The sequence below is a fragment of the Clavibacter zhangzhiyongii genome, assembly GCF_014775655.1.
GTDB lineage: Bacteria > Actinomycetota > Actinomycetes > Actinomycetales > Microbacteriaceae > Clavibacter > Clavibacter zhangzhiyongii.
Genome location: NZ_CP061274.1, coordinates 404,795 through 421,080 on the forward strand (window position 1 = coordinate 404,795; position 16,286 = coordinate 421,080).

At 76.2% G+C, this 16,286-nt stretch carries 17 protein-coding genes and 1 pseudogene; 9 read left to right on the forward strand and 9 right to left on the reverse strand.

The window, feature by feature from the left end; all coding sequences use genetic code 11:
• The first annotated feature begins 10 nt into the window (after positions 1-10).
• A complete protein-coding gene (locus H9X71_RS02030; protein WP_244961721.1) occupies positions 11-685 on the forward strand; it encodes an Hpt domain-containing protein in 675 nt (224 codons plus the stop codon).
• Positions 686-889: 204 nt separating this feature from the next.
• On the opposite strand, the gene H9X71_RS02035 is transcribed toward H9X71_RS02030, so the two are convergent.
• The 6 genes from H9X71_RS02035 to H9X71_RS02060 all read right to left on the reverse strand — a co-directional run bounded on the left by H9X71_RS02035 (position 890) and on the right by H9X71_RS02060 (position 5,130).
• Entirely contained in the window at positions 890-1,801 is a 912-nt protein-coding gene (locus tag H9X71_RS02035) for a response regulator transcription factor (protein WP_191148093.1), read from the reverse strand.
• Positions 1,802-1,942: 141 nt separating this feature from the next.
• Positions 1,943-2,554, reverse strand: a complete 612-nt coding sequence (locus H9X71_RS02040; RefSeq protein ID WP_191148094.1) for a hypothetical protein — start codon at positions 2,552-2,554, stop codon at positions 1,943-1,945.
• A 64-nt stretch (positions 2,555-2,618) separates the two neighbouring features.
• Positions 2,619-3,455, reverse strand: coding sequence for an exodeoxyribonuclease III (locus H9X71_RS02045; protein ID WP_191148095.1), 837 nt, complete (start codon positions 3,453-3,455; stop codon positions 2,619-2,621).
• 76 nt (positions 3,456-3,531) lie between these two features.
• Positions 3,532-3,945: a hypothetical protein gene (locus H9X71_RS02050; RefSeq protein WP_191148096.1), complete on the reverse strand. Its 414-nt coding sequence runs from the start codon at positions 3,943-3,945 to the stop codon at positions 3,532-3,534.
• On the reverse strand, positions 3,929-4,579 hold the full coding sequence (locus H9X71_RS02055; protein ID WP_191148097.1) for an Asp23/Gls24 family envelope stress response protein: 651 nt from the start codon (positions 4,577-4,579) through the stop codon (positions 3,929-3,931). The genes H9X71_RS02050 and H9X71_RS02055 overlap by 17 nt, the downstream gene beginning before the upstream one ends.
• On the reverse strand, positions 4,576-5,130 hold the full coding sequence (locus H9X71_RS02060) for an RNA polymerase sigma factor (protein WP_191148098.1): 555 nt from the start codon (positions 5,128-5,130) through the stop codon (positions 4,576-4,578). Before H9X71_RS02060 ends, H9X71_RS02055 begins: the two co-directional genes overlap by 4 nt.
• 120 nt (positions 5,131-5,250) lie before the next feature.
• Between H9X71_RS02060 and H9X71_RS02065 the strand changes: the two genes are divergently transcribed.
• The 4 genes from H9X71_RS02065 to H9X71_RS02080 all read left to right on the forward strand — a co-directional run bounded on the left by H9X71_RS02065 (position 5,251) and on the right by H9X71_RS02080 (position 9,675).
• A complete protein-coding gene (locus H9X71_RS02065; protein WP_191148099.1) occupies positions 5,251-5,715 on the forward strand; it encodes an Asp23/Gls24 family envelope stress response protein in 465 nt (154 codons plus the stop codon).
• Between the two features lie 109 nt (positions 5,716-5,824).
• On the forward strand, positions 5,825-6,760 hold the full coding sequence (locus H9X71_RS02070; protein WP_191148100.1) for an NAD(P)-dependent oxidoreductase: 936 nt from the start codon (positions 5,825-5,827) through the stop codon (positions 6,758-6,760).
• A 66-nt stretch (positions 6,761-6,826) separates the two neighbouring features.
• Entirely contained in the window at positions 6,827-7,381 is a 555-nt protein-coding gene (pyrE, locus tag H9X71_RS02075) for an orotate phosphoribosyltransferase (protein WP_191148101.1), read from the forward strand.
• Entirely contained in the window at positions 7,381-9,675 is a 2,295-nt protein-coding gene (locus H9X71_RS02080) for a septum formation family protein (protein ID WP_191148102.1), read from the forward strand. Before pyrE ends, H9X71_RS02080 begins: the two co-directional genes overlap by 1 nt.
• 28 nt (positions 9,676-9,703) lie before the next feature.
• Here H9X71_RS02080 and H9X71_RS02085 read toward each other — a convergent pair whose 3' ends face one another.
• Positions 9,704-10,501, reverse strand: a complete 798-nt coding sequence (locus H9X71_RS02085) for an HAD-IIA family hydrolase (RefSeq protein WP_191148103.1) — start codon at positions 10,499-10,501, stop codon at positions 9,704-9,706.
• Positions 10,502-10,630: 129 nt separating this feature from the next.
• Here H9X71_RS02085 and H9X71_RS02090 point away from each other — a divergent pair, with 129 nt between their 5' ends.
• Positions 10,631-11,536: a metallophosphoesterase gene (locus tag H9X71_RS02090; RefSeq protein ID WP_191148104.1), complete on the forward strand. Its 906-nt coding sequence runs from the start codon at positions 10,631-10,633 to the stop codon at positions 11,534-11,536.
• 79 nt (positions 11,537-11,615) lie between these two features.
• Positions 11,616-11,867, forward strand: a complete 252-nt coding sequence (locus tag H9X71_RS02095; RefSeq protein ID WP_191148105.1) for a hypothetical protein — start codon at positions 11,616-11,618, stop codon at positions 11,865-11,867.
• A gap of 100 nt (positions 11,868-11,967) precedes the next feature.
• On the opposite strand, the gene H9X71_RS02100 is transcribed toward H9X71_RS02095, so the two are convergent.
• Positions 11,968-12,138 carry a CsbD family protein gene (locus H9X71_RS02100; protein ID WP_191149049.1) on the reverse strand — a complete coding sequence of 57 codons (171 nt, stop codon included), beginning with the start codon at positions 12,136-12,138 and terminating at the stop codon, positions 11,968-11,970.
• A 183-nt stretch (positions 12,139-12,321) separates the two neighbouring features.
• Here H9X71_RS02100 and H9X71_RS02105 point away from each other — a divergent pair, with 183 nt between their 5' ends.
• Together H9X71_RS02105 and H9X71_RS02110 are read left to right on the forward strand one after the other, a co-directional pair.
• On the forward strand, positions 12,322-12,741 hold the full coding sequence (locus tag H9X71_RS02105) for a PLD nuclease N-terminal domain-containing protein (protein ID WP_191148106.1): 420 nt from the start codon (positions 12,322-12,324) through the stop codon (positions 12,739-12,741).
• An 86-nt stretch (positions 12,742-12,827) separates the two neighbouring features.
• Positions 12,828-15,002, forward strand: a complete 2,175-nt coding sequence (locus H9X71_RS02110; protein WP_191148107.1) for a RecQ family ATP-dependent DNA helicase — start codon at positions 12,828-12,830, stop codon at positions 15,000-15,002.
• 298 nt (positions 15,003-15,300) lie between these two features.
• Here H9X71_RS02110 and H9X71_RS02115 read toward each other — a convergent pair.
• A pseudogene (locus H9X71_RS02115) lies at positions 15,301-16,263 on the reverse strand (DNA-methyltransferase); the annotation flags it as partial.
• Positions 16,264-16,286: the final 23 nt, after the last annotated feature.

The following is a 16,286-nucleotide window of genomic DNA, read 5'->3' on the forward strand; positions in this document are numbered from 1 at the left end:
GCGGCCGGGCGTGAACGCCCATGCCGCCCGTGCCCCGCAGATCCCCCCGCTCCTCGACGTCCGCGTCCTGGAGCAGCTGCTGGTCGAGCTGTCGGACGAACCCGGCCCCGCCCGCCTGTCCGTCGTTCCCGCGACGGACGCCCCCGCTCCGCCCCTCGGCGCCCCCGCGCCGGGGAGCGAGAGCCCGCCGCGCGGCCTCCCCGAGCCGCGCCGCGGGACCCCGTCGTCCGGATCCCTCCGTCCGGACGACAGCCTCGCGACCCGCGGTGCCCCCGCACCCGGGCGCGACGCGGCGCCGGCCGGATCCCCCCGTCCGGTCGGCGCCCCTTCCCCTCGCGTCCCCGCGTCCCCCGCGCACGCGCTGACCGACGGGCAGCACGCCTGCGTCGACTTCCTGCGCTTCTTCGTCGACCTGTGGCCGAGCCGCTGGGAGCGCGTCGACCGCGCGGTGCGCGCCGACGACTGCGCGGCCGCCCTCGACGCCTGCCTCAGCGTGAAGAGCTCGGCGGCGATGGTCGGCGCGCTCCGCCTCAGCGGCGTCGCGAGCGACCTCGAGCGGGCGATCCGGGCGAACGACCCGACCGCGTCCCGCGCCCTGCTCCCGCAGCTGGGCGAGGTGGGCGAGCGGAGCATGGACGCCATGCGCTCGTGGATCCGCGCCGAGGCGGGACACCCGCCCGACTAGACCCGTGCGCGCAGCCGACCCGACGGCCGACGCGCACGCCCGATCGGCTCCCGCGACAGGCCGGTCGGTTCGACGGACCGGGATCCCACCCGAGGGGACCCCGATCCACGGCGCAGCTGCCGCGGAGCCCATCGGCTCCGCGGCAGCCCCTCCCGCCCGACGTCCGCCCGGCCCCGCGCGGGATCCGCCGCGGCGGGACGCGCCTCAGTCGCGCGGCGGCGCGAGCCGGTAGCCGACGCCGCGAACGGTCTGGATCCACCGCGCCTGGCGCGGGTCGTCGTGCAGCTTCCGGCGCAGGTTGCCGAGGTGCACCTCGACGGCGCGCTCCTCGGGCTCCGTGGAGGAGGAGACGGCGTACGAGCCGCTGCGGATGTCGCGCACGAGGTCGCCCTTGGTGCGCACCCGGCCGCCGCTCGCGAGGATCGACGCGAGCAGGTCGAACTCGGTGCGCGTGAGGTCGACGGGCTCGCCGTCGACCGTGACATGGCGCGTGCCCTCGTCGAGGACGAGGCCGTTGTGGCGGAGGACGTCCTCGGCGTCCTCCGCGGGCGCGGATGCGGGCGCCGCCTCGGCGGGCATCGCGGGGGAGACGACGGTGGTGGTCGCGAAGGCGGCCGGCTGCACGGGCTCGTCGGCCGGCGCGGCCGGCGCGGCGCCCGGGGCTGCCGTGGCGTCCGCGGTGTCGGCGGCCACGGCCGCGACGCCGGCCGCGGGCGTGGACGCGCCCGCCTGCGCCTCGCCGCCGCCGCGCGGTCGCCGCATCATCGCGGAGATGCGGGCGCGCAGCTCGCGCGGGCGGAACGGCTTCACGATGTAGTCGTCGGCGCCGGCCTCGAGGCCGAGCAGGGTGTCGACCTCCTCGCCCTGCGCCGTGAGCATGACGATGTAGGCGTCGCTCACGAGGCGGATCCGGCGCGCGGCCTCGAAGCCGTCGAAGTCGGGCAGTCCCACGTCGAGCGTGATGACGTCGGGCGCGACCTCCTCGGCGAGCCGCACGCCCTCGGCGGCCGTGCCGGCCGAGTGCACGGCGAAGCCGCCCTGGCGCAGGACCACCTCGAGCAGCTGGCGGATGTCGCCGTCGTCCTCGATGACCAGTGCCACACGTCCGCTGTCCACTACCGCCCCCTCGCAGGCCGCGCGCCGGGTGCACGCGGCCGAACCCCCCGGATCCGCGTGAGACGCGCCGGTCCTCCCACGGTAGCGGACCCCCGAGGGGCGGCGATCCGCGGTCGAGGTCCCGCGGGCCGCGGGCGCGGATCAGGTCAGCGGGGAGGAGCCGGGCACCGCGACGAGCACGAGCACCGTGCCGAGGACGTAGGCCGCGAGCGACGCCCCGAACCCGATGAGCAGCACGAGCCAGGGCCGCGTGCGCCCGCGGGCCATGCCGACGAGCGCCACGATCAGCGCGATGCCCGTGAGCACCAGCGGACCCGCGACGGCGATCCCGTAGCCCGCGGTGAAGAGCGTGTCGCGGCACACGTACGCGTCGACGTCGCACCCGTCGGTGACGAAGATGAGGCCGAGGCCGAGGGACGCGACGACGCCGCCGAGGATCGCGGCGACGAGCATGCCCACGAGCGTGGTGACGAGGATCCGGCGGTCGACGCGGCGCACCCAGCGCGGCACCCAGGCCGGGCCGGCGGGCTCGTCCCCGCGGGCGTCCTCCTGGGTATCGCGCGGGCGGTCGGCGCGTCCGCGGCGGACCGGGGCGTCGTCGGACCCGTCGCGCGGTCGGCGCCGGGGGATCGTGGGCAGCGTGATGCGCGGAACCTCCGGGAGGCGCCCTCCCCGGCGGGCCGGGGCGGCGGATCGGCGTCCGCGGGCGGCGCGGCGGCCGGGTCCCGGGGTCGCGTCATCGTCGGAGGTCACGTCACGAGACTACGGGTCGCGCCGGGCAGGGCCGGGATAGGCGGGGACGCGGTCGCACGGCGGATCAGAAGATCATCGGCCGGTCGTCGTCGAGCTCGGTCTCCACGTCGAGGTCGACGGCCACCGGCACGTGGTCGCTCGGCCCGTCGCCCTTGCGCTCGTCGCGGTGGATCCGCGGGGCGCTCACGAGCTCGGCGAAGCGGTCGCTGCCGAGGATGAAGTCGATCCGCATGCCCTCGTCCCGCGGGAACCGCAGCTGCTGGTAGTCCCAGTAGGTGTACCCCTCGGGGATCGACGGGCGGACGACGTCGGCGAGGCCCGCGTCCGCGAACGCGGCGAAGGCGGCGCGCTCGGGCGCGGACGTGTGGGTCTTCCCCTCGAACAGGCGCGGGTCCCACACGTCGGTGTCGAGCGGCGCCACGTTCCAGTCGCCCATGAGCGCGAGGGGGGTGTCGGGATCCGCCGCGAGCCAGGCGCGCGTGTTCGCCGCGAGGGCCGCGAGCCACTCGAGCTTGTACGTGTAGTGCGGGTCGTCGAGGGAGCGGCCGTTGGGCACGTAGAGGCTCCAGAGGCGGACGCCCGCGACCGTCGCGCCGAGCGCGCGGGCCTCGAGCGGCGGCTGGCCGGAGGCGTCGGGCTTGCCGAAGCGCGGCATCCCCTCGAAGGTCGTCACGACGTCGTCGAGCGGCAGCCGGCTGGCGATCGCGACGCCGTTCCACTGGCTGAGGCCGTGGACGGCGACCTCGTAGCCCGCCTCCTCGAACGCCTCCATCGGGAACTGCTCGGGCTTGCACTTGATCTCCTGCATGGCCAGCACGTCGACGTCCTCGCGCACGAGCCAGTCGACGACGCGGCCCACGCGGGTGCGGATGGAGTTGACGTTCCAGGTGGCGACGCGCATGCGTCCACGGTACCGGGAGCGCGACGGGCGTCCGGCCGGCCGGGTCGCGGGCGGGCGCCCTCGGGAGGGCGGCGGGTCAGCCGATGCTGCCGACGCGGACCGTCACGGTCGCGAGCGCGGCGGCCTCGGCGCCGACCGCCTCGGCCAGGCGCGCGCGGATGGCGTCGACCGCGGCGCGCGCGGTGTCGCTCGCGCGGCTCGACGCGTCGACCGCGATGGACGCCTGCACGACCACGGTGCCCTCGCCGGTCTCGACGGCGACGAGCTGGTCGGCCCGGTCGGATCCGCCGGACACGACGCCCTCGACCACCTGCTGCGCGACGAGCAGCACCGACGACCGCGGCGCGTAGACGTCGGCGACGCCCGACACGTCGCGGAGCGCGACGGTGAGGTCGCGCGACAGCTCGGCGGGCGCGGGGAGCGGGACGGGCACGGGAGAGGCAGCGGGCACGGCGGCCGGGGCCGCCGACGCGTCATCGTCGAGGGTCATCGCCGGCCTCCTCCTGCACGGGACGCGGCTGCACGTCCACCACGGTCACGTCGATGCCCTCGACGCGCAGCTCGGTGTGCCGCAGCAGGGCCGCGTGCACGCGCTCGCGCACGCGCTGCGCGAGGCCGGGCAGCGGATCCCCCCAGACGGCGCTCATCGTGAGCGCGACCCGCACGGGCTCGCCGGCGCGGGTGACGTCGCCGTCGAGCGTGCACCGCCCGATGAGGACGCCGGGCACCTCGTCGCCCGCCTGCCGCACGAGCGCGCGCACGGCGCCCTCGGTGAGCGCGAGGCGGACGCCCGGATCCGGGTGGGAGAGCGGGATGTCGCGGCCGGCGCGCGACTCGCGGCTGATGTGGCTGAGCACGCCGCGGAAGAAGTCGTCGCCGGGCGCCTCCGCCTCCTCGGCCTCGACCTGCACGAGCTCGCGGCCGAGGTCGCGCACGTGCTCGAGGGAGCGGAGGGCGGTGCGGATCTCGGGGTCGTCCTCGTAGGCGGCGACGCGCGGCGTGCGGCCGCGGTCGAGGTAGTCGGCGAGGGCGGCCATGTCGAGGGGCTCGCCGTCGGCGTCGAGCGCGGGGACGGGATCCACCGGAGGGCGCTGACCGGGATCGCCGGGTCGGGTGCCGCTCATCGCCACGCCTCCATGCTCGTCATCACCGCGGTGCGCGCCCGGGACAGCCGGCCGCGGATGGTCGAGGGCGTCGCCCCGAGCCGCTCGGCGATCTCCTCGTAGGAGAAGCCTCCCACCTCGCGCAGCATCCACACCTCGCGCTGCTCGCGCGGCAGCGCGTCGAGGACCGCCGACAGCGCGCGCATCTGCGACGACGTCTCGGCGTCGCGCTCGGGCGAGGTGAGGCGGTCGGCGATCTCGTGGTCGTCGATGTCGTCGACGGGCCGCCGGGCGCGGATCCGGTCGATGGACTTGCGGCTCACGATCTGCAGCAGCCAGCTCTTGACGCGCTCGGGCTTCTCGAGCGTCGGCAGGCGATCCCACGCGGTGATGAGCGCCTCCTGCACGGCGTCGTCCGCGTCGGCGCGGGAGCCGGTGAGCCGGATCGCGAAGGCCCGCATGTAGGAGGCGTGCCGGCGGACGAGGACCTCGAACGCCCGGGCGTCGCCGTCGGCCGCGCGCTCCGCGAGGATCCCGTCGCCCGCGTCCTGCAGGGAGGAGGAGAGGGCCATGCCGTACCTCCGTGTGCGCTGTGAGACGACGTGGATCCGTGACGGACCGCGACGTCGGGCCGTCACCTCCATGAGTACCACAGCAGCGCCCGGCCGACGGGCCCCACGAGGAGGAACCCCATGAGCGACACCACGACCCCCACCCCCGCCGACGTCACCCGCATCGCCCCCGCCGGCACCGCGGTCACCGGCAGCGGCCTCGCCGAGGGCGACACCACCGTCACCGACGCCGTCATCGGCAAGGTCGCCGGCCTCGCCGTCCGCGACATCCCGGGCGTCCACGCGCTGGGCGGCGGCGCGGCCCGCGTCATCGGCCAGCTCCGCGACCGCATCGGCCAGACCGACCTCACGCAGGGCATCTCCGTCGACGCGCAGGAGACCGGCGTCTCCTTCCAGGTGACCCTGGTCGCCGAGTACGGCGTGCCGCTCCAGGACGTGGCCGCCGACGTGCGCGCCGCCATCTCCGACGCCGTCACCGAGCTCGTCGGCCGTCCCGTGACGCGCGTCGACGTGACCGTCGCCGACATCGTGCTGCCGGGCGAGGGATCCGACGACGACAACGCCGCCGAGGCGCCCGCCGTCTGACGCACCCCGCATCGCCCGACGGGCCGCCGGTCACCCGACCGGCGGCCCGTCGGCGCGTCCGGACCGCGGCGTCCGCGGTCCTCGCAGATCGCGGGCGTACCGTCGGGGGATGACCGACGCCACCGCTGCCGTGCCCGCCTCCGCCCCCGACGCCGACCGCCCGCCCCGCGTGGCGCTCCTCGGCACCGGCATGATGGGCTCCGGCATGAGCCGCTCGATCCTCCGCGCGGGCCTGCCGCTCACCGTCTGGAACCGCAGCGCCGAGAAGGCCGCGCCCCTCGCGGACGACGGCGCGACGGTCGCCGACAGCGCCGCCGACGCGGTGCGCGACGCGGACGTCGTGGTGGTCATGCTGTTCGACCAGGACGCCGTGCTCGAGGTCCTCGCCGAGGTCGCGCCCGCGCTCCGGCCCGACGCCGTCGTCCTCCAGTCCTCCACCGTCGGCGTCGAGGGCACCCGCCGGATCGCCGCGCTCGCCGCCGAGCACGGCCTCCGCCTCGTGGACGCGCCCGTCCTCGGCACGCGGGGCCCCGCCGAGCAGGGCCTCCTCGTGCACCTCGTCTCCGGATCCGAGGACGACCTCGCCGTCGCCCGCCCCGTGCTCGAGGCCACCGGCTCGCGCACCGTGGTCGCCGGGTCGGAGGCCGGTCCGGGATCCGCGCTCAAGCTCGCCTGCAACGCCTGGATCGCCTCCGTCACCGCCGCGACCGGCCAGTCGCTCGGCCTCGCGCGGCTGCTCGGCGTCGAGCCGCGCCTCTTCCTCGACGCGATCGCGGGCGGCGCCGCCGACACCCCGTACGCGCACCTCAAGGGCGGCGCGATGCTCGCCGGCGAGCTCGCGCCGTCGTTCGCGCTCGACGGCCTGCTCAAGGACGTGACGCTCATGCTCGCCGCGCTCGACGGCGCCGACGCGCACGACTTCGACACGGCGATGCTCGAGGCGCTCCGCGAGACGTACGCGGAGGCGTCGGCGGCGGGTCACGGCGGCGACGACGTGGCCGCCGTCGGGACCGTCTTCGGCCTGCCGACCGCGCCCGACGCCTGATCCGGTCGGCGTCGCGCCCGCCCGTCGCTCCGGTCGGCGCGGGCCCCCGCCCGTAGGATCGGCTGCGTGACGACCACCGACGCGCGCCAGCAGCTCATTGCCCACATCAAGGAGGACGCCGTCTTCCACGGCGACTTCACCCTGACGAGCGGCAAGAAGGCCAGCTACTACGTCGACCTCCGCCGCGTGAGCCTCGACCACCGCGTCGCCCCGCTCATCGGGCAGGTGATGCTCGACCTCATCGCGGACGTGCCCGACGTCGCCGCGGTCGGCGGGCTGACGATGGGCGCGGATCCCATCGCCGCCGCGATCCTGCACCAGGGCGCCGCGGTCGGCCGCGGCTACGACGCGTTCGTCGTCCGCAAGGAGCCCAAGGACCACGGCCGAGGCCGCCAGGTCGAGGGCCCCGACCTCCAGGGCAAGCGCGTCATCGTCGTCGAGGACACCTCCACCACCGGCGGCTCGCCGTTGAAGGCCATCGAGGCGCTGGAGAAGGTGGGCGCGGTGATCGCCGCGGTCGCCGTGGTCGTCGACCGCTCCACCGACGCCCGCGAGGTGATCGAGGCCGCGGGCCACCGGTACCTGTACGCGATCGGCCTCGAGGACCTGGGGCTCGCGTAGTGAGCGGCGAGGCGACCGGCGGCGGATCCGGATCCGGGCGCGACGACGACGACCCGTTCGCGATCCGACCCGCCACCGACGCCGACCGCGAGCGCCCCGTGCGGCCGCTCGCGCCGATCGGCTGGGGCCGCGCCGCGGACCGCGAGGCCGTGCCGGCCGAGCACGAGGACGCGGACGGGGTCGCCGGCGATCCCGATGACGCGACCGCCGCGGCCGTCGCCGCACAGGAGCAGGGCTTCGACCCCGCGCCCGCCGATCCGCCGCGGGCCCCCGAGGGCGACATCCTCGCCGGCATCGTCCCCCTCGACCCGACGGAGGACGTCGACCGCATCGCCCCGCTCGACCAGGCCGACGCGTCCGCCGACGCCGACCCCGCGGACGAGGCGCCCGCCCCGGCGCCCGAGCCCGAGATCGCGGACGCGCCGTTCATCGCCGACGACCTGGAGCTGGGCGAGCCGGACCCCGGATACGCGCCGGCGGAGGCGCCGCACCCCGGCAGCCCGTCGGACGACGCCCCGCTCACGGGCGAGGTGCTCACGGGCGAGGTCGAGGCGGATCCCGAGCCGGTCGACGACGCGACGGCCGAGCTGGTGCTCGAGCCGATCGACGACGGCGCGGACGATCTGCGCCTCCCGGAGCCCGCGGCTCAGCCCGCAGCCGAGTCCGACGTGGTGGACGCCGAGCTCGTCGACGATCCCGCCCCCGAGCAGCCCTCGGAGCCGTCCGCGGACGAGTCCGTGCAGCTGACGCCCCTCCGCGACGAGGGCTTCGACGAGGACGCGGAGGTCGTCGACGATCCCGTCGGCGCGGCCGATGCTCCCGCCGCGGCCGCGGCCGCGCTCGAGGCGCCCGCGGGGGAGGACGAGATCGTCGATCCCGTCGCCGCGGACGGCGCTGCGGACGCTGACGACGACCTCGACGACGACCGCGATGACGTCGCCCCGGCCCCGCTCGCGCCCGCCGCCGCGGCCGCGCGTGCCGCCGCCATGGCGTGGGCGGCCGGGTCCGCGCCCGCCGCCGCGCCTGCGTCCGCGGCGCCTGCTGGCCCTGCCGTGCCCGCCGTGCCCGCCGCGCCCGCCGTGGACGAGCGTCCGGACGATGGCGCCCCCGAGCCCGCCGCCGCGCCCGCGTCCGAGGCCCCGGCGCTCGACGAGCACCCGGCCGCCGCCGTGCTCGCCGCCCCGACCCCCGAGGTCGCTCCCGATGCCGGGCGCCGACCGGTCGAGGAGGACCCCCGGGATCGGGCGGCCGACCGCGACGACGCCGCATCACCCGAGCCCGTCGACGCCGACGCCGACGCCGACGCCGCCGACCGCGACGCTGCCGCGTCCGATGACGAGCCCGTCGACGCCCTGGCCCTCCTCTTCGGCGATGCCGCCGAGGATCCGGCCGTCGACCGCCGCACCGCGGACGACGCCGACGACGACCGCTCCGCGCCGGCCGCCGACGAGGACCGCACGCACGTCCTCCCCGCCGTCGGCGCAGCCGCCGCCGTCGCCGGAGCCGCTGCCCCGGCCGCGCATCCGCGTCCCGACGAGGCAACGGCCGCGTTGCCCGCCGCCCCGCGCCCCGAGGCCGCCTCCCGCCCCGCACCGGTCCCGCCCCCGTACGTCGCGCCGGCCGCGTCCGCTGCACCGCGTCCGCCCGCGCCCGTCCGCGACGACGCCCGCGTCCCCGGCCCGCCCACGCCGCCGCGCAGCGCGTCCGGCCCGCGCGGCCCACGCCGCACCGGCCTCTGGGTCGGCGGCGCGATCCTCCTGGTGCTGCTCCTCGTCGGCCTCTTCTACCTGGGCCAGCGCCTGACCTCCTCCGCCGCGCCCGATGCCGCCCCCGCGGCGACCGCGACCGCCGACGCTTCGCCGACCCCGTCGCCCACCCCCACGGATCCCGTCCAGGGTCCGGCCGCCGCCGGCCCCCAGGCCTGGGACGCGCTGCTCGGCGGCGAGTGCATCGACCCGTACACGACGCCGTGGGAGGAGGAGTTCACGGTCGTCGACTGCGGCTCCGAGCACCACGCGCAGATGGTCGCGCGCGTCGCGCTGCCGCAGACCGATGACGCGTTCCCCGGCGAGGACGTCGTGCGCGACTCCGCCGACGAGCTCTGCATCGCCGACACCGTGATCGACTACGGCGCGGCCCGCGCCTACGAGGACGTGCAGTACCAGTCGGCCTACCCCATCACGCAGGACGAGTGGGCGGCGGGCGACCGCGACGCCTACTGCTTCGTCTCGCGCGCCGGCGGCGGCACCTTCACGGGCAGCATCGGCAAGCCGCAGCCGCCCGTCGTCCCCTAGCGCCGCCTGTCCGTTCGGAGTCCGCGGGTCAGAGCTCGGACTCGACCGGCTCCGGGTCCAGCAGCTCGGTGACGCCCGAGAGCACCTCGTCGGGGCGGAACGGGTAGCGCTCGATCTCGGCGCGGTCGCTGATGCCCGTGAGCACGAGCACGGTGTGGAGGCCCGCCTCGATGCCCGCGATGATGTCGGTGTCCATGCGGTCGCCGATCATGCCGGTGCTCTCGGAGTGCGCGCCGATCTTGTTGAGCGCCGAGCGGAACATCATCGGGTTGGGCTTGCCCACGATGTAGGGCTCCTTGCCCGTCGCCTTCGAGATGAGCGCGAGCACCGCGCCCGTCGCGGGCAGCACGCCCTCGGCGCTCGGCCCGGTCGCGTCGGGGTTCGTCGCGATGTAGCGCGCGCCGCCGTTGATGAGGCGGATGGCGCGGGTGATCGCCTCGAACGAGTAGTTGCGCGTCTCGCCGATGACCACGAAGTCGGGCTTCGTGTCGGTCATGATGAAGCCCGCCTCGTGCAGCGCGGTGGTGAGGCCGGCCTCGCCGATGACGAACGCGGATCCGCCGGGCATCTGCTGCTCGAGGAACGCCGCCGTCGCCAGCGCCGAGGTCCAGATCGCCGACTCGGGCACGTTCAGCCCGGACGCGCGGAGCCGGGCCGCGAGGTCGCGCGGCGTGAAGATGCTGTTGTTCGTGAGCACGAGGAAGGGCTTCCCCTGGTCCTGCCACTGCTGGATGAGGGCCGCCGCGCCGGGCAGGGCCTGGTTCTCGTGCACCAGCACGCCGTCCATGTCGGTGAGCCAGCAGTCCATCTCGTCGCGCGTCGCCATGGGGTTCCCTCTCGTCGTGGGACGAGGCTACCGCCGGGGGATGCGCGGGCGCCGGGCCCGCGGGGCGGCGTCACCGGATGTCCGCCCGGCGTCCTCCGCGCTGTCGGTCCGCGGCCGTAGGGTCGGCGCATGCACGCACTGCCTCCCGGATCCCTGCGCCTCGTCCACCTCAGCGACACCCATCTCCTCCGCGACGGCGGCCTGCACCAGGGCGTCGTCGACACGGGCGCCGCGCTCGACCGCGTCCTCGCCGAGGCCGACCGCGTGCCGGACGTGCGGCTGCTCGTCGGATCCGGTGACCTCTCGGAGGACGGCACGCCGGAGTCGTACGCGCTCCTCCGCGAGCGGCTGGATCCGTGGGCCGCGTCGCGCGGCGCCGCCGTCGTGCTCGCGCCCGGCAACCACGACGTGCGCTCCGGCTTCCGGCTCGTGCTCGGCGACGGCCACGGCGGCCCGGGCACCGACGACGGGCGTGATCCCGCGGCCGTGCCGCCCATCGACGGCGTCACCCTCGTGGACGGCTGGCGCGTCGTCACGCTCGACACCTCCGTGCCGGCCAAGGGCTACGGCGCGCTCCGCGAGCAGCAGCTCGACGCGCTCCGCGAGCTGCTCGCGACCCCGTCCGAGCATGGCACCGTGCTCGTGCTGCACCACCCGCCGGTGCCCGCGCCCACCGTGCTGCACGAGTCGCTCGCGCTGCAGGGGCCGGAGCGGCTCGCGGAGGTCGTGCGCGGGAGCGACGTGCGGGTGATCCTCTCGGGCCACTACCACCACCACATCGTGGGATCCCTCGCGGGCGTGCCCGTGCTCGTCGCGCCCGGCGTCGCGAACGAGACGGACGTCGCGGCGACGCCGGGCACGGAGCGCATCGTGCGCGGATCCGGCTTCCTCGTGGTCGACGTGCAGCCCGGCGGCGACGTCGTCTCGGTCGTGGTGCGCGCGCACGCGGCGGACGACGGCGAGGAGGTCGCGGTGCTCGACGCCGAGGTGGTGGAGCGGATCATCGAGGCGGCCGGAGCGCCCGCGGCACCGTGACCGCGCGCCCGCGGTGAACCGCAGGTGAACGGATCCGCCGCCCGTGGTCGCCGACCAGCGCCGGTGCGAGGGTGGATCCATGTCGATGAGCGAGCCCCTCGTGCCCCGTGACCACTCGGACGACGCGGAGATCACCGCGGCCGACGCCGGCGACGGCGCGCCCGTCGAGACGACGACCGAGCCGACCCGCGAGGACGTCCGGCCGGACGCCCCCGCGGCCGAGGCGACCGACGCCGACGCCGCGGAGGGCGCGGCCGCCCGGGACTCCGTGCTGCGCCGTCCCTCCGGCGAGCGGCTCGCCCCGGAGGAGCTGGCCGCCGAGTCCGAGTGACCGGCGCGGGCGCGCGCCCTCGAGGCGTCGCGCCGTCGCCCCGCACATGAGGAGAGGCGGCGACCCGATGGGTCGCCGCCTCTCCCGGTGTCGCTGAGGTCTACTTGAAGACGTCCTTGACGTCCTCGCCGGCCTTCTTGGCGGACGCGGCGGTCTGGTCCTTCTGGCCCTCGGCCTTGAGGTCCTGGTCGCCCTTGTGCTCGCCGAGCGCCTCCTTGGCCTTGCCCGCGATGTCCTGGGCGGCGTTCTTGATCTTGTCGTCGAGACCCATGATCTCCTCCTCACTGAGGCCGCCGGGTGCGGCCCTCATCCGGACTGTAGGACCGACGGCTCCTGGGGAGCTGACAGGTGCGAGGTGGGTGTCCGCCGAGCGAATCGCGGGCCGCCGCACGGGCGTGGGCGTTCGCGCAAGGACCTTCCGCGCGGCCCCGGGGCGCCCCTATGCTCCGGGATCGTGATCCTCTTCGGGCTGCTCCCCCTCCTCGTCGACATGTGCGCGCTCGTCGACCTCATCACCCGACCCGACGACCAGGTGCGGCACCTGCCGAAGCTCGTCTGGATCCTGCTCATCGTGTTCCTGCCGCTCATCGGCAGCATCGTGTGGTTCTGCGTCGGCCACGATTGGGACGCGCGGCGCGAGCCGGTCGGCCCGCCCGACCGCAGCGCCGCCTACGAGCGCGCGGCCGTCGCGGTCGACCGGCGGGTGCGCAGCACCGAGCAGCAGATCGCCGACCTCGAGGAGGAGGAGCGGCACTACGCGCGCATCGCGCGGATGCGGCAGCTCCAGGCGGAGCAGGCGGTGCAGGCCGCGCGCGCCGCGGGACCCGCGCGCCCGCAGCGGGCCGTCGAGCCCGGATCCGCGCCCGAGCGGTAGCCCTCCCCAGGCTCGCGGCCGCTCCGGAGTCCCCGACGGGACCGCCGCGTCGGGGCGCGGTCGGGGGCGGATGGGAGCATGGCCCCATGCCCGACACCGCCACGCCGCCCTCCTCCGCCGCGCCCGCCGACCTCCGGTCCGCCGCCCGCGAGCACCTCTCCCGGCTGGTCGGCGTCGCGGGCGCCGACTTCCACGACGGCCAGTTCGAGGCCATCGAGGCGCTCGTGCAGGACCGCTCCCGCGCCCTCGTCGTGCAGCGCACCGGATGGGGCAAGTCGGCCGTCTACTTCGTCGCCACCCTGCTCCTCCGCCAGCAGGGCCTCGGCCCCACGCTCCTCGTCTCGCCGCTGCTCGCCCTCATGCGCGACCAGGTCGCCGCCGCCCGCCGCGCCGGGGTCCGCGCCGTCGCCATGAACTCCAGCAACGCCCACGAGTGGGACGACCTGCTGCGCGCGCTCGACGCCGACGAGGTCGACCTGCTGCTCGTCTCGCCGGAGCGCCTCAACAACCCGCGCTTCCGCGACGAGCAGCTGCCCGCCCTCCGCGCACGGCTCGGCCTCCTCGTGGTCGACGAGGCGCACTGCATCTCCGACTGGGGCCACGACTTCCGGCCCGACTACCGCCGCCTGCGCGACCTCATCTCCTCGGTCGACGAGCGCGTGCCCGTGCTCGCCACCACCGCCACCGCCAACTCGCGCGTGGTCGCCGACGTGGAGGAGCAGCTGAGCGTGGGATCCACCGGGAGCGGCGCCGTCGAGACGGAGCGCGTGCCCGTGGTCACCATCCGCGGGCCGCTCGCCCGTCGGTCGCTGCGGCTCGGCGTGCTGCGGCTCGAGAACAGCCGCGATCGGCTCGGCTGGCTCCTCAGCCACCTCGACGAGCTGCCCGGCAGCGGCATCATCTACGCGCTCACGGTCTCGGCCGCGCAGGACACCGCGCGGCTGCTGCGCGACGCCGGCCACGCCGTGAAGGCGTACACGGGCCGCGACGACCCGGCCGACCGCGAGCAGGCCGAGGGCGAGCTGCAGCGCAACGAGGTCAAGGCGCTCGTCGCCACCAGCGCGCTCGGCATGGGCTTCGACAAGCCCGACCTCGGCTTCGTCGTGCACCTCGGCGCCCCGTCGTCGCCCGTCTCCTACTACCAGCAGGTCGGTCGCGCGGGCCGCGGGTCGGCCGACGCCGACGTGCTGCTCCTGCCCGGCCGCGAGGATCCGGACATCTGGCAGTACTTCGCCACCGCGTCCATGCCGGACGAGCAGCAGGCCGCGTCCGTCATCCAGGCGCTCGGGGAGAGCGACCGGCCGCTGTCGGTGCCCGCGCTCGAGTCGCGGGTCAGCCTCTCGCGCAGCCGGCTCGACCTCCTGCTCAAGGTGCTCGACGTCGACGGCGCCGTGCGGCGCGACACGTCCGGGTGGTCGGCCACGGGCGTCCCGTGGGTCTACGACCGCGCCCGGTACGAGCAGGTCGCGGCCGCGCGCGTGCGCGAGCAGCAGGCGATGCTCGACTACGAGACCACCCTCGGCTGCCGGATGGAGTTCCTCCAACGCCAGCTCGACGACGACACCGCGGCGCCGTGCGGCCGCTGCGACCGATGCGCCGGCGCGTGGTACCCGGCGTCGCTGGATCAGCAGGCGTCGGCCAACGCGTCGCAGGCGCTCGACCGCGTCGGCCTGCCGGTCGAGCCGCGGCTGCGCTGGCCCACGGGCGCGTCCAGCGTCGGCGTGCCGCTCAGCGGCGCCATCGCGGCCGGCGAGCAGGTCGACGAGGGCCGCGCGCTCGCGCGCCTCACCGACCTCGGCTGGGGCGGCCGCCTGCGCACGGTGTTCGCGGCCGGTGCCGAGGACGCCCCGGTCGACGACGCGCTCGTCGCCGCCTGCGTCCGGGTGCTCGCCGAGTGGGGCTGGGCCGAGCGGCCGCGCGCCGTCGTCCACGTGCCGTCGGCCAGCCGCCCGCAGCTCGTCGGGAGCCTCGCCCAGCGCATCGCGGAGGTGGGGCGGCTGCCGTTCCTCGGGTCGCTCGACCTGGTCGATCCGGGGGCGCCCGGGGCCGCCCGCGGCAACAGCGTCTACCGGCTCGGGCGGGTGCACCCGCGGTTCCAGGTGCCCGCGCACCTGGCGGAGGACCTCGCGGCGGATCCGCGTCCGGTGCTCCTCGTCGACGACCTCGTCGACACCCGGTGGACCCTCACGGTCGCCGGGCGCCTGCTGCGGAAGGCGGGCGCCACGCGCGTGCTGCCGTTCGCACTCGCGCAGCAGGGGTAGCGGGAGGCGCTGATCAGTCGGCGCGCGTGGAGGCGGGCGGCGGGGCCGGCTTCGGCGCCGCGGGGACGGCGGGTGTGCGCGTCGCGGGGGCCTTCGGCTTCGTGGTCGGCTTCGCGGGGGTCTTCGCCTTCGCGGTCGCCTTCGCCTTCGCCTTCGCGGGGGTCTTCGCCTTCGCGGGTGCGGCGCTCTTCGCCTTCGCCGGCGCCTTCGCCTTCGCCGGCGCCTCGGCCTTCGCGGGCGCCTCGGTCTCCGTGGGCGCCTCCGGCTCCGGGGGGATCGGGTCCCCGTCCGCCGCGAGGAAGACCGTCCCGGCTCCCGCGAGCCGCGCGCGCATCACCTCGAGGGCCTGCGGGTTCTCGTCCACCAGCACGAAGCGACGGCCGAGCTCGCGGGCCGCGGCGCCCGTGGTGCCGGATCCGGCGAAGAAGTCGAGCACCCAGTCGCCCGGCCGGCTCGACGCCTGCACGATGCGGCGCAGCACGCCGAGCGGCTTCTGCGTCGCGTAGCCGGTCTTCTCGCGGCCCGTGGGGGAGACGATCGTGTGCCACCACACGTCCGTCGGGAGCTTGCCGCGCTCGCGCTTCTCGGGCGTCACGAGGCCGGGCGCCATGTAGGGCTCGCGGTCGACGCCCTCGGAGTCGAAGCGGTAGCGGATCGGGTCCTTGACGTAGACGAGGATCGTGTCGTGCTTCGCCGGCCAGCGCCGTCGGGACTTCGCGCCGTAGTCGTACGCCCACACGATCTCGTTGAGGAACGAACGGCGCCCGAAGAGCGCGTCGAGCACGACCTTGGCGTAGTGCACCTCGCGGTAGTCGAGGTGCAGGTAGAGGGTGCCGGTGGGATCCAGCAGCCGCCACGCCTCGATGAGCCGCGGCTCGAGGAAGTCCCAGTAGTCGGCGAACGAGTCGTCGAAGCCGTAGAGGAGGCCCTTGACGGAGTCGTAGCTGCGGCCCTGGAACCCGACGCGCGCGCCGGGCGGCCGGACGGGCTCGGGGGTCGCGGTGCTCGCGGGCGCGAGCGCGGCGGAAGCGGCAGCGGCAGCGGCGGCGCCGGCGGCCGGGGGATCGGCGTCGGGTGCGGGATCCGGATCCGGGCTCCGCGCCACCGTCATGTTCTGCCGCTCCTGCGTGCGGCCGGTGTTGAACGGCGGATCCAGGTAGATCAGCTGGAAGGCGCCGTCGGGGAGCGCGCGGACGGCCTCGAGGTTCTCGCCGTGGATCACGAGGTCGGGGCCGTCGGGGGTCCAGGCGGGCGGGGGCACGACCCCGAGGTTAACGGACCCGG